Here is a 13391-nt window from a genome sequence, read left to right on the forward strand (position 1 = left end):
GGTTAAGCTTCGGTTTCGATATTCTTTTCTAGCCAGTTTTTCGTGTGAATAGCTATTTCTAAAACAGTGTCTTCTATGCTTTTATTGTATTTTTTTAGCGTTTTAAAGTCATGGTCCGCACCTTCTATCCAAAGAATATTCACATTGTCAGGCAATATTTGCTTACCAACCCAATCGTACGAACCTAATTGATCTCTTGTGCCTTGAATAATCAAACATGGTGCTTTTAGTTCAGCAAGAAACGATAATCTATTTTTTTCGGGCTTTCCGGCTGGGTAGAAAGGAAAACCGAAACATACTACAGCTTTCACCATGGGTAGATGTGTTAGTTGTGTAGCTACTCGGCCTCCCATGGATTTCCCAGCAACAATACAGCTATTCTCATCCACAATATGCTCAGCAAATTCAGGAACAAGGGTGTTAAATCTAGGTGGTGGCCTTTTCTTTCCTAAACGCTCTTGCTCTTGCATATATGAAAAAGTTACTGGTATCGCAGTTTGCTGTCTTTGCTCGGATATTGCGTCACAAAGTTGCTTTAAAAAGGTGTGATTATGACCAGCACCAGCACCGTGGGCGAGATATAAAGGGAGAGAATTCATGTTCATAATTTTCAAAAAAACGCTATTAGACCAGATTAGATCGATAGTTAGAACCTTGCTAGATGCATTATTACCAACAACATGGAGAAAGGTTTTATTTGCAGTATGAAAATCCTTGATCTGGGTCAGCAAATGGCTTTTCACTAAAGTGTAAACTCCTATTAGAAATTTTAATAGGAACACATCATGATTTGGGATTCTTCACTTATCGCTAAGTACGATCTATCTGGGCCTCGTTATACATCTTACCCAACGGCACCGCAATTTGACTCAAGTATTAGTAAAATTGCGCTTATTGATAAGATGTTAACGCCTTCCGAAGCGCCTCTTAGTTTGTATTTTCATATTCCGTTTTGCGCTCACCTTTGTTACTACTGCGCCTGTAATAAGATTGTGACTAAGCAGTACGATAAAGGCGCCGAATACGTTGAACTACTCGGCGAAGAAATGCGATTACGCAGCCTTATGCTTGATCACTCAAGAGAAGTTACGCAGTTACATTTTGGTGGTGGCACCCCTACTTTTTTGACCGAAGAATTAATTGAGGTGCTATTTGATAATATTCAGCAACACTTCAATTTAATTAATGACGGAACGCAAGATTACAGCATTGAAATAGATCCTAGAGAAATAAGTCGATCTAAGCTGAAGTTATTAACTGAAAAGGGAATTAACCGAATTAGTATTGGTGTGCAAGACTTTGACATCAAGGTACAAGAGGCTATTCATCGTGTTCAACCCGTTAAAATGGTTGCAGATCTTGTAAAAGATGCTCGCGAATTAGACATTAAGTCAATTAATTTTGATCTAATTTATGGCTTGCCTTATCAATCGATAGAAGGCTTTAGAGAGACTTTGGCGCAAGTGATTGAATTATCACCAGAGCGAATTTCGCTGTTCAATTACGCTCATTTACCTGATCGATTCCGTGCTCAAAGGCGGATTTCAGATGATAGTTTGCCCGTATCAAGTATGAAACTTGATTTGTTGAAAATGAGTATTGAGTATTTGATAGCTGCTGGTTATGAATATATCGGCATGGACCATTTTGCAAAATCAACTGATAGCTTGGCGATAGCTCAAAAACAAGGCAAGCTACAGCGTAACTTTCAGGGCTATACAACACATGCTGGCACAGATTTGGTCGCATTTGGCGTTTCTGCTATTAGTGATTTAAATGGTGTTTATATCCAGAACCATACTGACTTATCAATTTATAGGAGTAGTATTGAGAAAGGTCAATTAGCTATAGCTAAAGGGTATATTAGTGATCTAGATGACAGAATTCGACATCAAGTTATAATGACGCTAATTTCTCAATTTGAGTTGAACACTGCCATTATTGAGCAAAAATATAATATTCGCTTCTTTGAGTACTTTTTTGAAGAGATGGAAAATCTAACTCCCATGACTAAAGATGGTATGTTAGATATTGATCGTAGTGGAATGCAGACCACTATTAAAGTTACAGAGCGCGGTAGATTATTAATTCGCTGTATTTGTATGGTTTTTGATAAATATCTCAACGGCGCCATAAAATACTCTAAAGTTATATAGATCGAGATCAGGGAGATTTACATGTCATTGACACACACACAGTCACGATTCAACAGTACACTTACTTCGCAATGCCAGAACTGTAGCTTAAGCGCCCTTTGCCTTCCTATAGCATTAGCTGATGAAGATATTAATAAATTAGATCAAATAATAGAGCGTAAGAAACCACTAAAAAAGGGCGAGTTTTTGTTTCGCCAAGGTGAAGCATTTGATTCAGTTTATGCTGTACGCTCTGGCACTTTAAAAACATTCAATATTACGTCCGTCGGCGAAGAGCAAATTACAGGCTTTTATTGCCCCAGTGAATTAGTCGGTTTAAGCGGGATTGATTCAAACGTCTACCCTGTTTCTGCAAAGGCACTGGAAACAACAACAGTATGCGAGATTCCATTTAGTCATCTTGAAGAGCTGTCTTCTCATATCCCTTCTTTGAAGCATCAGATATTTAAGGTGATGAGCCGTAAAATATCCGACGACCAACAGATGATGGTATTGTTAGGGAAAAAGAATGCTGATGAGAAAGTTGCTTCTTTCCTTTTGAATCTATCTAATCGATTCAAAAAGCGTGGTTATTCAGCGAGCTCTTTTCGTTTATCTATGTCGCGCGGGGAAATTGGTAACTACCTTGGATTGGCAGTTGAAACTGTTAGTCGTGTCATCACCCGTTTTCAAAAAAATGAGTTAATACATGTTGATGGCAAGGAAATAGAAATAATCGACTTCCCTGAAATGCAAAAACTCGTTGGGGTTGCTAGTGATTGTGGTAAAATCGCCCGCATTTGATTGATATGATGAGGCCCAACAGGCATGCTTTACGACGATTTTTACGTTAAATCCCTAATACAAACAATAGAAGACTGGCCAAAACAAGGTATAAGCTTTCGAGACATTACTCCCATTTTTAGTGACCCTAAAGGCATGAGAATGGTTGTTGATGCTTATGTGCATCGCTACATTGCAACAGATATCACTCATATTGCCTGCATTGATGCTCGAGGCTTTTTAATTGCTGCTGTTTTAGCCTATGAACTGCAAAAGCCGCTTATCTTAGTGCGTAAAAAGGGCAAGCTTCCAGGAAAAACCATTTCACAAAAATACGCTTTGGAATACGGTGAAGCGGAATTGGAGATCCAAGAAGGCGCAGTAAAAGCAGGCGATGAAGTATTGTTATTTGATGATTTGATAGCGACTGGTGGTACCCTATTTGCCGCTATCAAACTATTGACCAGCCAAGGTGCGAATATAAAAGAAGTGGCAGCTATTATAGATTTGCCTGATCTAGGCGGAAGTCAAAAACTAAGAGACAGTGAAATACCTGTTTTTAGCCTTTGCGCTTATGATGGTGAATAATGCTCGAATGTTAACAAATAAAAAGGTGGCATAAGCCACCTTTTTATTTTCAAAAAAATATTTACTGTTATTAAAAGTCTACTGTTGCACCAATAGAAAGACCTTTGTCAATTTCTTTACGAGAATCATCTTCATATACAGTTACTGTTTTGCCATATCGAATAAACGCACGTGCATTGCGCATAGTCATGTATTCAGCACGAAATTCATAAGTGTACATATGATCTAAGTTGGAGATGGATAATACTTGTGGTGAGTAATACACAGAGCCATAGATACTAACTCGATTCGCTTCTGGTAAGGTGTATCGGTACCAACCACCTAAAGCAAGCGCAACAGATAAGTCGTCCTTCTTGTCTAAATCTGCATCGATAGCATATAGTCTAATACCAATACCTGCTTGAAGCGGTCCACTAGTATCTGAGTCTTCAACAGTGACACCTATATGTGCAGTAGAGGTATTTTTGTCATCATTATGAGTCACGCCGCCATTAACGCCGAACGCTCCCATATTCAAGTTAATATCACCTTTTACTGTATCATTCGTTAGACTAACTCCAGCGGATGATGCATTGACGATAGAAGACCCTAAAATACCGACGGTTAACAATAGAGCTTTATGCGTTAGGTTCATTTCTATTATCCTATAATGAAATAATATTTAATCGGTCAAAGGCCGCGGGCGACTGTTTTAACCCTTTAAAGTCGAATAGTTTTGTGTCTGCCAAATGCGATGGAACGACATTTTGAATAGCAGAAAACATGGTTTCCGTTCTACCAGGAAATTCTTTTTCCCACTTTTGTAACATGTCTTTTACGACTTGTCTTTGTAAGTTCTCTTGAGAGCCACAAAGGTTACAAGGGATAATAGGATATTCCTTCATCACAGAGAAGGCTTCAATATCTTCTTCTTTGCAGTAAGCAAGAGGACGGATAACGATATGTTTACCATCATCGCTTAGCAATTTTGGTGGCATAGACTTTAACTTACCACCAAAAAACATATTCAAGAATAATGTTTCAAGAATATCATCTCTGTGATGGCCAAGTGCGATTTTAGTCGCTCCAATTTCCTCAGCAAAACCGTATAAGGAACCACGGCGCAAACGAGAGCATAAGCCACAAGTGGTTTTCCCCTCAGGCACAATTTCTTTTACGATGCTGTAAGTATCGCGTTCTAAAATATGAAAATCCACACCTAGCGCTTCCAGATAAGCAGGTAAGATATGCTCAGGAAAGCCAGGTTGCTTCTGATCTAGATTCACAGCAACAATACTAAAATTTATAGGTGCGCTAGCCTGAAGGTTCCGCAAAATTTCAAGCATAGTGTAAGAGTCTTTGCCTCCAGATAAACACACCATCACTTTGTCACCTTCTTCAATCATATTGAAGTCAGCAATAGCTTGGCCGGTTAATCTGCGAAGGCGTTTTTGGAGCTTGTTCAGCTCTAACTTTTCTTTAGGTCGAGTAGATAAATCCATCATATATACGCTGTAAACAAAACGCGACTATATTACTATAAGCATGAAGCTACCGCATCAAAAATGGATAATATAAGGCAAAAGTGTATAAAAAATCACTTTCTCACTGTTTATATAGGTTATCAGTTATCTTTGCTTATAAATTGTAATGTTGAGCGACAACCTTTGCAGATGTATTCAACACCGCGCTGAGCTCTGGTGTGACGCTGTTTAGTAAATTGATGTTTTTGGCAGGAGCAGTGGTATTCAAAGGCTTGCTTTTGTGGAGGAACATCAAAGGTATGTGTTCGATTTGGTCGGATGCCATATACCTTAAGCATAACAGCTTGCCACTCTTTGCCATGAGGTTTCACCGTGTTACCGTAGATTTGAAATACAATGATATGAGCAACTTCATGTGGAACAACGGTGTTTAAGAATTCAGCCGGGCTTTGTTGATACATGAAATGGTTAAACCTCAGTTCATTTTTTTGCAGATGTGCGGTACCTGCAGCCCTGCCTCTTTGCTTTAAATTACATGACGAGCGTTTAAATTTATTACCAAAAAACGCATCAGCTTTATCAAAGCAATGATCGGCTTTTTCAATAATGATGCTCAACACATCTTCGTCGTAGTTTAAGCTCGTCTGTCGAGAGGTTAAGGGCATAATGTAGCTTTCTCTTTTAAATCTACCTCATGAATGATTTTAATGAGCGACTCAGCAAAATCAGCCACTTTTTCTTTTGATAAACCAGTTAAGCGACTCAATGAAGCAATAGAGTTTGGCTTATGCAAGCAAATTAACCTAAGTTGGGTATCACTTAAGTCCAGTTTGCCGTAGCTATACTTCCAAGCCAATATTTTATGCCAATTTATGCTGTCTATTGCAAGATGCTCTTCTTGAAGGGCCGGGTAATAATGCTCACTAGGAATGATTATTTGTGTTTTTCCTTGAAGTACACTCCGTGATTTCTCGTTGATATGTACGGCAAAAACACTATGTACTCCAAGCGTAATATAATCGTAGGCAATTAAATGCCTTATAACTGATTTCCATTGCACTTCACTTAACTCTTTGCCTTTGCCAAATAATGGTAACGACTCTGCCCCAACGGCCGAAACTACTTTGGTTTTCTTCCCAAGTAAAATTTGGATAAGTAGCGAAAAAGGCTGAAGTCCTTTTGTGTGATAAATCAGCGATAAAAGCTTCTGACTAGCAGTCGTCATATTCTGTTCGGATTTGTTTGAAAGACATCGATCACAATGTTGGCAAGCAGGGATGCTCTCATCAAAATGTGATAGCAAATTTTGTCGTCTACAGCCACGTCCTTCTAAAATACGAAACAAACTGCCTAAATGTTGTATTTCTCTTTCTGCCGCCAAAGGCTGCAGTGCTGCCAGTTGTTGTGCTTGAAGCATATCCTGCAAACCATATAGCAACAAAGACTTCGCCGGTTTTCCATCACGTCCTGCTCGCCCGACTTCTTGAAAATAAGACTCAGGACTGCTTGGCAAGTCTAAATGAACAACAAATCGTACATGAGCAATATCAATACCCATACCATAAGCAGTGGTTGCCACCATTATTGTGCCCTGCTGCTCAGCAAAGATCTTGTGATTCTTTTGTTTGTCTTCCTCCAACATAGCTGCGTGATAACTTAAACTAGGTAAGCCAAGTTTGCTCAACCACCCTGCTAGCTCTTCAGTTTTTTTCCGAGAGCGGCAATAAATAATGCCTGTTTCGCCTGGAACTTCATGATGCAGAAAGTACAAAATCTGCTGTTTGGCTTTTCTTTTTTGCGCTATCTGGATCTTGATATTGGTACGATCAAAACTATTGCGTAGCAGCAGGCAATTTTGAAGTTGCAACGACTCTTGAATCGTCAGCATGGTTTTTTGGTCGACGGTGCCCGTAAGAGCAATAATAGGAACGTCGGGGAATGAAGATTTTAGCTGGCCAAGTTGACTGTATTCTGGCCTAAAAAAATTTCCCCACTGAGAAATACAATGAGCTTCGTCAATGGCAAATAACGAAATTTCAAAGCTGTGTAAAAAGCCTATGACCGAAGGTTGAACAAGCTTTTCTGGCGATAAGTAAAGCAAGTCAATATGCTGATGCCGTAATGCCCAAATGAGATCATCTTGTTCGCCAGGATTCAGAGTAGAGTTAAGAAACTTAGCTCGTATGCCTTTTTTGTTTAATTCTTCTACTTGCTGCGACATAAGTGATAGCAAAGGACTAACAATGACAGCAACACCATTTCGCATAAGTCCAGCAGCTTGGTATGCCAAAGATTTCCCGCCACCAGTTGGTGCAGCTAGTAAAACGTCACGTCCTGCGCATAAAGCATCTATCGCCTGTTCTTGCAAAGGACGATATTCTGAATAGCCTAGACGTGAAAGTGTGCGCTTCTTTAGATTCATTTGCGAATTATCCCTTAACACGACACTTTCTGCATCGATTTTTCGCCTTCTTTTCGCTAGAATCAGTCACTTAATTTGTATTAGGGAAACATTTGCATGGCACACCAACCTCTTGATGATCTTGAGTTAGAGACGTTAGAAAATTTTTTGGAGTCGGATCAAGTTCATGAGGAATGTCAGAACTTTGTTATGGCTCATGGCTTCTTAACGGCACTGTCTATTTGTCCTGTTCTGACAGCCGAAGATAAGTGGCTGCCTGTTATTTTTGAAGACACTCCGCAATTTGAAAATGAAAAACAAGAGAAGCAAATACTTCAGTACCTCTCACGCCTTTTTATCGACATTCAAAAAGAGTTAGAGTCGGAAGAGGGATTTATGGTGCCTTGCGAACTTGAAATGGCCTCGTCACCAGAAGAACTAAGTGAATTGCAGGAATGGGCTACCGGTTTTATGGAAGGTGTGTTCATGACAGAGAGTCATTGGTTTGAACCGGAGAAAGAAGAAGTCGTTGCCGAGTTGTTATTACCAATCATGGTTGCGTCTGATTTGTTTGATGATGAAGAAGTTGTTCAAATTCGCGAAAGCGAAAAGTTAACTAATTCATGTATTGCTCAGATTCCAGAAGTGGTTACAGATTTGTTTTTAGTACTGCGTACGGAACCTGAAAAGCGACCATTCCCAAAGGTTCAACCTAAAGCGAAAGGCAATAACAACAAGAAGAAAGGTAGTAAAAGGTCTTAATTGAAGCGACTTGTTTGTAACATTAACATTACAAGCAAGGACTCCTAAGAGCAACGAGAGTAATATCATCTAGTTGCTCTGATTCACCTAAATACTCAGCAAGTTGCTGCTCTATGATTTGTTGCGCAGTAATTAGGCTTTTTTCAGCATAAGCGTTCGATATAAGGGTCTTGACCTTATTATCTCCAAGCATTTCTTCGTGACAATTTTTAAGTTCTAAAACTCCATCAGATACAATAATCAACGTGTCTCCCGCGTTTAACTTATTGCTTTGTAAGTCTGCTTCGAACTCAGTGGCAGAAAGAATGCCAAGCGGCATATGATTGGACTGTAAATAGTCTACTGAGCTATTGGAGCGTCTAATAAAAGCATTAGGCATTCCTCCACCCCAATAAGTGATTTCACCTTCTTGTGTCATAAGAATGAGATAGCCTGCACAAAACATATAATCGGGCAATATACTGAACAGTATTCGATTAATTCGAACTGCTAACTCATTTACACAGACCAAATCATCAACTGCATCAAAGAATGTTTGCATGACGGGTAAAGCGCCAATCGAAGCTGGCAAGCCATGTCCCGTAAAATCTCCTACAAAAACAAGACGGGCAGCATCTGCGCGAGTTTTGACTAAGGCTAAGTCCCCATTAAAGCTGGCGGCAGATAACCTAGTAATGGCGACTTGTTCTGAGTTTTTTTCACTTCGAGTTTGAATATGATCAAGTACATGATGAGCCATTTCATGCTCTCGCTCTATCATCGTTTGATAGTAAGTCAGCGCTTTGTTTTTTCGATACATTTCTTTCATTAGCTCGACATGACGCATGTGCGTTTTAAGTCGAATATTGAAAAGCACCTCATTAAATGGCTTGGGAATAAAGTCATCCGCGCCTGCTTTAAAACACTTGTCCATTACTGAATCAGCTGTATGAGAAGCAAGAAAAATCATCGGAACAAAACGGCTGCCTGACAAGGCTTTAAGTTTTTTGACTAAATCATAGCCACTACCGCCCTTTACAATCACATCAAGAGTAACTATATCGGGAGCATAGTTTTCAAATGCAAGAATAGCCTCTTCGTAACTGGCTACACTTTTGACTTTCACGCCTTCTTTCTCTGCGCATAAAGAAATAATTTCGCGATAAACTGGTTCACTGTCTACGCATAATAATTTCATCATTCTAGCCTTTACTGAATATCAAAGCGTTTATCAAAACGAGAGATCATGAGGATGTTTTTAATAAAGGCATTAGCACCGGTTAATTGAATGTTACAGTCTGCCTCAATGGCATTGCGCATACTTAACAGCATACCAAGAGCAGCGCTATCTAAATACTCGACCATGCTCATATCAACCACGTAGGTTTTATAAGGTTTATTAAGATCAGAGTAGCCTGCCCTAAACTCATTAAATAAAGAGAAATCAAAACTTCCAACAATAGTGATTGTAGCTATATCTTTGACATCATTAACAGTGATTGAAATACTCATTAGCTGACCGAGTTAGGGTTATTCGCCCTGCTCGCCTCCGTGGCATTTTGGCGATGAAGGAGCAAGCGCGTTGCGCTCACTCCACTCTTTAATTGAGTATAGATGCATAGCAAGAGCGTGAATCTTTGTCATCTCGTCTTGCAGTACTCCATAAACAAGCTGATGACGCTGAACTAGTCTCTTACCTTCGAAAGCATCGCTCACTAGAACCAACTTAAAATGTGACTCGCTTCCTGCTGGTACATTATGCATATAACTCTCGTTTTCGAGCGTCATATGATGTACATCCAATTTTTCATTGATACGTTGGTCTATCTGATTTTGTATGATCATGTCATTCTCTATCATGCCGGAGTTGCTAAGTTGTCCGATTGCCCATTTAGTAAAACTTGGCCCTTTTCTTTCGGGTAAGCTACGTCAATAGATACCGCTCCGCCTTCACGCCATACGCTAATAATCGTATCCATATTGGCAGCCATCACAGCGCGTTTATCGTCTGGCGCCGCTGCGATAACCTGTAAGCCGATGTCTTTCATGAACCCCATACACGTAGATGTCTTCACCATATCTATTTTATTGAAAGCTTCATCGAACATAGCCAATGAGAAACCACCAACGATCTCGCCTTCCATGGTTTCATGTAAGCGATAGGTAGTAGATAAGGCAGCAGCAATCGCCAAATAGAACGGGATTTGGTGCTCACCGCCTGAACCGGTTTGAATGCGCTGGCTTAGCGTAGTTTTCTTATTTCCTTCCGCGTCTAAAATATCTACTTCGAAGTTATAGAATTTACGGTAGTCAGCAAGATCTTGTTGTTTTTCATCATCAGATATAAGTTCCTGAATAGACGCGATAGCACGAATATGATCAGGATCATTACTTAAATGTGGATCGAATAATCCGCCTACGTTGGCTTGATCTTGCGCACTAAAGCGCTCAACAAGATCTAGAATGTCTTTCATATCGCCATTTGGATAATAGCGGAATTGATAGATTTCCTGGTTAAATGGGCGACGCTTCAAGCTGTGGTTAAGCTCACGAATAATGTGCGCCACTTGATCAAGGGAGTCTTTCAATTTAGACACATAGTCTGAACGGAATGTTTCTTCTGCTTCTTTACGAGCCAATTCTGCACGCTTGGCGTATTTCGCCAACTCTGTTTCACTCAAAATATCGATTTGATAAGAAACATAGTGCTCGAACTCTTCAAACTTAGATTCCAAGTAATCCAATTGAACATCGTTGTCTAAATTCGCATGATGGTATTTGCCATAATGATCCGCTACTTCTTTACGAACCTTTTGATCAAAGCTGCGGGCTTTTTCGCTGGCTTTGTCTGCTCGACTAATAGCCTCTTTATAGATAGCCGCACCATTTACCATACTGCCTTCTAATAAAGCGTAACGTTCGCTTGCAAATTCGGCATCGTATTTTGGATTTGATGTCAGGCGATTGCGCTCTTCATCAAGGGCAGACAAAGCCGAGCTTAGCTGACTTTTCTGTGTATTTAATGCACCAAACTGTTCAGCAATTTGTTGACGCTCACGATCTAATTTTTTCTGATCCAGTTCGACATTTGCGATGCGCGATTTAAGCTCTTCGATGCGTTCTTGTAGTTCAGTATCGTCATGCTTTTGCAGTTGCGAAATTTCAGCTTCAACCGACTCTAGCTCTTGAGTTAAACGGGTGACAGTATGGCTGGCATTACCAATGCTTTCTGCATCAAATTGATTGTTGGCCATAACACGACCAAGCAAGGAATCAGCCTGTTCAAGACGTTGATCCGCCTTAAGGAAATTCATTAGCTCGCCACTTAGGCTTGCAAGTTGCTTTTCGCGAGACTCACGCATGCCTTCGGTATTGATACCGACCATCATGTGCGGCACAAAGCGAATAGTCGAAATGGTTCCAGCAAGTTTTAACATGCCATCTGCTGTCATGGCACTGTCTTCGCGCAGCAATTCTCGTTCTGTATCTACAGGCTTGATGCCACCCAAACGACGATTTAGATAAGCTTGAGCATGATCATTATTACAGCGAATGAAACGCAATGCGGAATTGTTATCGCCACGATTTAACCAAAGTCGTGTTTGCGTCGTATCGATAACTCGACATCCCATTAATTGACGTCGATGAGCACGGAATATACGAATGGACTCTTCTGCGTCTTCAGGTTCAACAATTAATGCTTCACGCTGAGCACCAAGATAACCTTCAATAGCATCTTGCCATTTTCTATCGGTCACTTCGGATAAGTGACTCAATGGTGTAGCAGTAATATTAGCGTCTTTTAATAAAGCAATTAGACGTTTTGTATTTTGGGAAAGTGGGCTAACGCCGCCTTTCAAAGAAGAAACATCAGATTCTAGTTGTTTGCATTCATCTTTTAAATTCAGGATCGTACGGTTTAGCTCTGAACGCTGGCCAAAAACCTGAGATTTCTCTCTGTCTAAAATCTCATTAAGAGCCATAAGCTTCTGAGTTAATGGTTTCAGGTTGCCTTCTACGCGTCCTTCTTCCGTGATCAAGCCATTGAATGCAGCAAATTCTTTCACTAATGCGTTGGTTTCTTTTGAGAGCAAATCTTCAAAAGAGTTAAGCGCCGATAATAATAAGGTTAATTGTCGAACTTGCAGTATGGCTTTTTGATCTTGTTGACCTTGCAGAGTGAGTAATTTCTTATTTTGCTCTAATTGCTGAAGCTTCAAACCAACATCAGAGTGCTCATACTGTTGCTCGAAACGAAGTAGCTGCCCTTGTAGTTGCTTTAATAGGCTACCTTGAGTTGCTAGCTCTTCTTCAATCTCTTCTTCGCGCTCTTTTTGCAGCTCGTATTGGTCTTGAATATCATCTTGTTTGCTACCCAGCTCATCGAAACGTGCTTCGGTTGCTATCCATTGATAATTGATTGCGCTTTGTTCTTGCTGATGCTTTTTCTCACAGTCTTGCTGAATAAGTTTTAAATCATCAATACGCTTAGAGACTTCAAGAGTTTTAGCTTCTAAGTGACGATACTCATGCAGAGACTTTTGGTAAGCGCCAACTTGCAGTGGCGCTTCTGCCAAGACGAAATCTTGCACAAAGCGTGTTGGAGAGGCAATCGGTACAAATTTTAAAGCGTTTTTGAAGTTTTTAAGGAAACTGTCCAGTGTGATCAAGTGATCTGGGCTTGGGCTTAGCTCTTCAAGATAGCGGTTGATATATTGAGTTGCTGATGCGCTGCCTGATTTAATGTAAGGGTCTAGGCAGACTTTTTTCATCGTTTCGCGTACTTCAATCCAAGGTTTGGCCTTGTAGCTCTTGCCTTCCATCGCGTCAATAAAATCTGATTTTCTGGCGCCAAAGTTTGAAAGTACAAAACGCCCAAGCACATCTTCTTCAGGAGACGCTAAGGATGCGCTTAATGCTAAACCTACAGTTGATTCTTTACCTGTAATGCTGTCTTCGAAAACCAATGCCAGATAACTTGTTGCATCCTGTCTTGGTTGTGTTCCAAAGGCTTTTGAGTTGGATTGACCTGAGTCTATCATCCCCAATATGTAAGAACGAATGCTACGGCCACTGGCTTTACCATCGTTTGCACTGGCGTTGTAGTTAAGGTGACGCTTGCTGGCCCCTGTCAATACGGTTTGAATAGCATCAAGTAAAGACGATTTACCAGAACCTGTAGGTCCGATAATCGCAGTATTACCTCGAATATTAATTTCTTCTGCACCAAGTAGGTACCAATTTACTAATACGATTCGATTTAACTTTTTCATATTTTGG

13 protein-coding genes are annotated in these 13391 nt (G+C 40.2%); 4 read left to right on the plus strand and 9 right to left on the minus strand.

Going from position 1 to position 13391, the window contains the following annotated elements; translation table 11 throughout:
* Positions 1-2: 2 nt before the first annotated feature.
* The gene (locus BUA59_RS07125; protein ID WP_245813106.1) at positions 3-743 is read right to left on the minus strand and encodes an alpha/beta family hydrolase; all 741 of its coding nucleotides are present in this window, start codon (positions 741-743) and stop codon (positions 3-5) included.
* 42 nt (positions 744-785) lie between these two features.
* On the opposite strand from BUA59_RS07125, the gene hemN reads away from it, so the two are divergent.
* The 3 genes from hemN to BUA59_RS07140 are packed head-to-tail and all read left to right on the plus strand — an operon-like array spanning position 786 to position 3506.
* Positions 786-2156 (plus strand): oxygen-independent coproporphyrinogen III oxidase, encoded by a 1371-nt coding sequence (gene hemN, locus BUA59_RS07130; RefSeq protein WP_072839033.1) that lies wholly within the window; start codon positions 786-788, stop codon positions 2154-2156.
* A 21-nt stretch (positions 2157-2177) separates the two neighbouring features.
* On the plus strand, positions 2178-2939 hold the full coding sequence (gene fnr, locus BUA59_RS07135) for a fumarate/nitrate reduction transcriptional regulator Fnr (protein WP_072839034.1): 762 nt from the start codon (positions 2178-2180) through the stop codon (positions 2937-2939).
* A 24-nt stretch (positions 2940-2963) separates the two neighbouring features.
* Positions 2964-3506 carry an adenine phosphoribosyltransferase gene (locus BUA59_RS07140; RefSeq protein WP_072839035.1) on the plus strand — a complete coding sequence of 181 codons (543 nt, stop codon included), beginning with the start codon at positions 2964-2966 and terminating at the stop codon, positions 3504-3506.
* Positions 3507-3576: 70 nt separating this feature from the next.
* On the opposite strand, the gene BUA59_RS07145 is transcribed toward BUA59_RS07140, so the two are convergent.
* From BUA59_RS07145 to BUA59_RS07160, 4 genes are all read right to left on the minus strand, one after another.
* Entirely contained in the window at positions 3577-4140 is a 564-nt protein-coding gene (locus BUA59_RS07145) for a YfaZ family outer membrane protein (protein WP_072839036.1), read from the minus strand.
* Positions 4141-4150: 10 nt separating this feature from the next.
* Positions 4151-4990, minus strand: coding sequence for a tRNA 2-thiocytidine(32) synthetase TtcA (gene ttcA, locus BUA59_RS07150; RefSeq protein ID WP_072839037.1), 840 nt, complete (start codon positions 4988-4990; stop codon positions 4151-4153).
* Positions 4991-5109: 119 nt separating this feature from the next.
* Positions 5110-5589: a SprT family zinc-dependent metalloprotease gene (locus tag BUA59_RS07155; protein WP_232728816.1), complete on the minus strand. Its 480-nt coding sequence runs from the start codon at positions 5587-5589 to the stop codon at positions 5110-5112.
* A 35-nt stretch (positions 5590-5624) separates the two neighbouring features.
* A complete protein-coding gene (locus BUA59_RS07160; RefSeq protein WP_072839039.1) occupies positions 5625-7391 on the minus strand; it encodes a RecQ family ATP-dependent DNA helicase in 1767 nt (588 codons plus the stop codon).
* Between the two features lie 96 nt (positions 7392-7487).
* Between BUA59_RS07160 and BUA59_RS07165 the strand changes: the two genes are divergently transcribed.
* Positions 7488-8132 carry a UPF0149 family protein gene (locus tag BUA59_RS07165; protein WP_072839040.1) on the plus strand — a complete coding sequence of 215 codons (645 nt, stop codon included), beginning with the start codon at positions 7488-7490 and terminating at the stop codon, positions 8130-8132.
* Positions 8133-8160: 28 nt separating this feature from the next.
* Here BUA59_RS07165 and BUA59_RS07170 read toward each other — a convergent pair whose 3' ends face one another.
* From BUA59_RS07170 to BUA59_RS07185, 4 genes are read right to left on the minus strand one after another with little or no spacing between them, the layout of a single operon-like run.
* A complete protein-coding gene (locus BUA59_RS07170) occupies positions 8161-9309 on the minus strand; it encodes a fused response regulator/phosphatase (RefSeq protein WP_245813107.1) in 1149 nt (382 codons plus the stop codon).
* Between the two features lie 11 nt (positions 9310-9320).
* On the minus strand, positions 9321-9623 hold the full coding sequence (locus BUA59_RS07175; RefSeq protein ID WP_072839042.1) for an STAS domain-containing protein: 303 nt from the start codon (positions 9621-9623) through the stop codon (positions 9321-9323).
* A gap of 18 nt (positions 9624-9641) precedes the next feature.
* Positions 9642-9971 (minus strand): BolA family protein, encoded by a 330-nt coding sequence (locus tag BUA59_RS07180; RefSeq protein ID WP_342742473.1) that lies wholly within the window; start codon positions 9969-9971, stop codon positions 9642-9644.
* Positions 9968-13384, minus strand: a complete 3417-nt coding sequence (locus BUA59_RS07185) for an SbcC/MukB-like Walker B domain-containing protein (RefSeq protein WP_072839043.1) — start codon at positions 13382-13384, stop codon at positions 9968-9970. The genes BUA59_RS07180 and BUA59_RS07185 overlap by 4 nt, the downstream gene beginning before the upstream one ends.
* Positions 13385-13391 lie beyond the last annotated feature (7 nt).

This window comes from Marinomonas polaris DSM 16579 (assembly GCF_900129155.1).
Lineage (GTDB): Bacteria > Pseudomonadota > Gammaproteobacteria > Pseudomonadales > Marinomonadaceae > Marinomonas > Marinomonas polaris.

Bases quoted from the DNA above. Each gene is read 5' to 3' on its own strand.
- BUA59_RS07185 (WP_072839043.1), bottom strand. From the start codon at position 13,384: ATGAAAAAGTTAAATCGAATCGTATTAGTAAATTGGTACCTACTTGGT.
- BUA59_RS07165 (WP_072839040.1), top strand. From the start codon at position 7,488: ATGGCACACCAACCTCTTGATGATCTTGAGTTAGAGACGTTAGAAAAT.
- fnr (WP_072839034.1), top strand. From the start codon at position 2,178: ATGTCATTGACACACACACAGTCACGATTCAACAGTACACTTACTTCG.
- BUA59_RS07170 (WP_245813107.1), bottom strand. From the start codon at position 9,309: ATGAAATTATTATGCGTAGACAGTGAACCAGTTTATCGCGAAATTATT.
- BUA59_RS07145 (WP_072839036.1), bottom strand. From the start codon at position 4,140: ATGAACCTAACGCATAAAGCTCTATTGTTAACCGTCGGTATTTTAGGG.
- BUA59_RS07140 (WP_072839035.1), top strand. From the start codon at position 2,964: ATGCTTTACGACGATTTTTACGTTAAATCCCTAATACAAACAATAGAA.
- BUA59_RS07175 (WP_072839042.1), bottom strand. From the start codon at position 9,623: ATGAGTATTTCAATCACTGTTAATGATGTCAAAGATATAGCTACAATC.
- ttcA (WP_072839037.1), bottom strand. From the start codon at position 4,990: ATGATGGATTTATCTACTCGACCTAAAGAAAAGTTAGAGCTGAACAAG.
- BUA59_RS07160 (WP_072839039.1), bottom strand. From the start codon at position 7,391: ATGAATCTAAAGAAGCGCACACTTTCACGTCTAGGCTATTCAGAATAT.
- hemN (WP_072839033.1), top strand. From the start codon at position 786: ATGATTTGGGATTCTTCACTTATCGCTAAGTACGATCTATCTGGGCCT.
- BUA59_RS07180 (WP_342742473.1), bottom strand. From the start codon at position 9,971: ATGATAGAGAATGACATGATCATACAAAATCAGATAGACCAACGTATC.